This is a genomic window from Streptomyces sp. NPDC058964, from assembly GCF_042741275.1.
Lineage (GTDB): Bacteria > Actinomycetota > Actinomycetes > Streptomycetales > Streptomycetaceae > Streptomyces.
The window spans coordinates 36,098-38,884 of record NZ_JBHYKH010000007.1 but is presented as its reverse complement, the minus strand read 5'-3'; the positions used below and the strand labels follow the sequence as shown (position 1 = coordinate 38,884).

At 70.5% G+C, this 2,787-nt stretch carries 3 protein-coding genes; all 3 read left to right on the top strand.

What is annotated here, in order from left to right; all coding sequences use genetic code 11:
- The first annotated feature begins 396 nt into the window (after nt 1-396).
- Nucleotides 397-1,275 (top strand): GNAT family N-acetyltransferase, encoded by an 879-nt coding sequence (locus ACFW2E_RS01800; protein ID WP_384459770.1) that lies wholly within the window; start codon nt 397-399, stop codon nt 1,273-1,275.
- Nucleotides 1,276-1,572: 297 nt separating this feature from the next.
- Nucleotides 1,573-1,818 (top strand): DUF2283 domain-containing protein, encoded by a 246-nt coding sequence (locus tag ACFW2E_RS01795; protein ID WP_384459768.1) that lies wholly within the window; start codon nt 1,573-1,575, stop codon nt 1,816-1,818.
- A gap of 83 nt (nt 1,819-1,901) precedes the next feature.
- Nucleotides 1,902-2,570 carry a hypothetical protein gene (locus tag ACFW2E_RS01790; protein ID WP_384459765.1) on the top strand — a complete coding sequence of 223 codons (669 nt, stop codon included), beginning with the start codon at nt 1,902-1,904 and terminating at the stop codon, nt 2,568-2,570.
- The last annotated feature ends 217 nt before the right edge of the window (nt 2,571-2,787 follow it).

Genomic DNA, 2,787 nt, shown 5'->3' with positions numbered 1-2,787 from the left:
GGGGACGACGGTTGGGTGCCTGGGCCCAGGCGGCACCGGAGCCGGGCAAGGGCGCGGTTGCCCAATGCACCTGGCCCGTCTCCCCGGCGGTCTCGCTCAGCTGCGCGGTGCTCAAGTGGCCGACGACCGCCGAAACCCGCAGGGCCACCCCGGTCCTGATGGCCTCATCGGGGTGCCCGGAACCAGCGGCGCTCCACCTCGGCGAGGTGCAGGACAAGACCGAGCGGGGAGGGCGAGGAGCGAGGACGGGAACACGGATCGCAGGGCCGACTCCGGCCCGGAACAGGACATCATGGGGGAGTGTCCGGCCCTGCCAAAGGTTCCGTCTCGCCCAGCCGCAGATCGTCTCCCGGCATTCGTCTTCCCCGCGGCCGAGCACATCAGAAATCATGAGGCATGCGCCCGGACGACTGGCACCTGACCGAAGACGCCGACGACTTTCTCGCCCGAACCGGGGAGTTCTTGCGCTCGCGCCCCGCCCTGCACATCGTGCCGCTGACGGTGATCGCGAGACTGCGCGCACGCGGGGCGGACGCATACGGCGCCCAAGCAGCCGTCTTCGGCCGACTGGAGCGGGCGGGCAAGGTCCGCGCCACCTTCCACCGCCTTCCGGCCCGCGGCCTGTGCCTCACCCCCCTCACACCCGAACAGGCCGACACCCTCGCCGCCCATCTGGTCGCCCTGGGGCACTCCCTTCCCTACGTCAGCGCGGACCACGACACCGCCACCGCTTTCGCCGAGGCCTGGCGGCGGCACACAGGCGCGACACCGGCACTCCGCGTTCGGCTCCGCCTGTACCGCCTCGGCACGCTCACCCCACCGGAGCCTCTCCCCGCGGGCCGGGGCCGGCTGGTGGGCGAGCAGGATCATGAACAACTCATGCGCTGGTGCCGCGAGTTCGCCGAGGACGTCGGGGAAGCCGTCTCCATCGACGCCGCCTCCTGGACCAGCACACGCTTCGCCGACAAGCGTTACACCTTCTGGGAGACCCCGGACGGTACCCCCGTCTCCATGGCGGGCGTGAACCCGATGGTCGCCGGCGTGAGCCAGGTGGACCCCGTCTACACCCCGGCCCACCTGCGTGGTCGCAGCTACGCGGGCGCCGTGACGGCCGAGGTGAGCAGGGCCGCGCTCACCGCGGGCGCCGAGGAGGTCGTGCTGTTCACGAACGCGGCCAACCCCACCAGCAACGCCCTCTACCAGCGAATCGGATACCGCCCGATCACCGACTGGGCCGCGTACGACTTCGCGGATGCCGAACCGGAAGCGCGTTAGCGTTCGAGGTGCCGGACCGTCGGTTCGGGCTGGCCGTCCTCGGTCCGTCGGCCGCGGCCAACGGGAGGTGGCCGTCGCGGGTGGCGCGACCAGGCGCCACCCGGTCTCGCGCACTCCGTCGGCGACGGCCTTCATCAGTCCGCTGCCCGATCCTCCCACGCGACAATGTGACCGCCCTTGCCGATGAGCTCCACGAACGGCGGTCGGGCCGGGTGTGGCGCTCGTCGAGCGGGGAGGGGATCCCACCTGCGCAAACCCTGTTGCATCAGCAACCGCGTCCGCGACATCGTCAGGGCCATGGCGGACCTCGAAGTCACCTACGACAAGACGGCGAACGCGGCCTATGTGTACCTCACGGCTCCACAGGCCCGTACGAAGGCGGCTCACATGTATCCCTGTAATCCCGTGAAGGTCGGCGGCATGATCAACCTCGACTTCGACGAACAGGGGCGTCTCATCGGTATCGAGGTGCTGGCGGCCAGTTCGAAGCTGCCCGGGTACCTGCTCGAGTCGGCCGAGCGTCCGGACGCCGAAGGAACGTGACGCTGTTCGACCGGGGCGGGCCGTCGCAACCGACCACCGCGCAACGCGAGATCGCGAAGTCACGCCGGAGCGGAAAGAGGCCCGTGGAACAACCGGTACGCATACACAAAGTCCGGCTGGGCAGCGACGAGTTCCGGGTGGTCCGGGCAGCCCGGACCCCAGCCCGGCTGGCGCTGCGCGCCGACCGTCACTGGCTGTCGATGTACGCCGACCGGCACGGCGCCGCCCAACTGGTCGCCCTCTGGGCGCTGGCCGCCCGGTCCGCCCACTCGCTGGTCTACCTGCCGATCCGGGCCGACCCGGTGCCCCTCGGCGTCGTGAGTGACGGTGAGCCGGTCTCGCTGGACCTGGTCCTGGTCCACCACAGCCTGCAATTTCCGACCGCGTCATGGAAGCAGGTCCGGGCACGACTCGGTGCCGGCACGCCGCACACCACAACCACCCCGGAACAGGACTTCCCCGATGAGACGGCCATCGACCACCGGCGGCGGCAGTACCGGGCGTACCACGACCACCTCGATTTCCGCATCGCTGCGCACACTCTCTTCGTCGTGGGCAGTTCCACCGCGTTCCGCGTGTCCGGCACCGCGCTGCGCGGCCTCGTCGACCAAGCCCCGTCGTACCTGCACCGGTACCCGAACGCCGGACACTTCTGCGTCGAGCTCAGCCCTGGTCCCCGGCCACGAGCACAGACCCGTCGCCACGCACCCGGAAGCCTGCACATCCAGTACGCCGGCACCTGGCACATATGACAGCCCTCCCGCATCCACCGGGTGCCGACGCCCCTCCCCGCCGGGGACTGTGGCGTGCCGACATGGCATGCAAGGGACGGTGACGCCGGCTCCGGTGCGTTCTCGGATCGGCTGGGTGCCGGCCCGTGGACGCTCGTGTCGGGGTCCGGGGCCGGGGGGGGGGGGGGGTATGGTTGGACCCCCCACAAAAAAGGGAGGGAGAAAACCACCAAGTCGC

What these genes read in the sequence shown, in the direction of transcription:
- ACFW2E_RS01800 (WP_384459770.1), top strand. Translation starts at nt 397, where the DNA reads ATGCGCCCGGACGACTGGCACCTGACCGAAGACGCCGACGACTTTCTC.
- ACFW2E_RS01795 (WP_384459768.1), top strand. Translation starts at nt 1,573, where the DNA reads ATGGCGGACCTCGAAGTCACCTACGACAAGACGGCGAACGCGGCCTAT.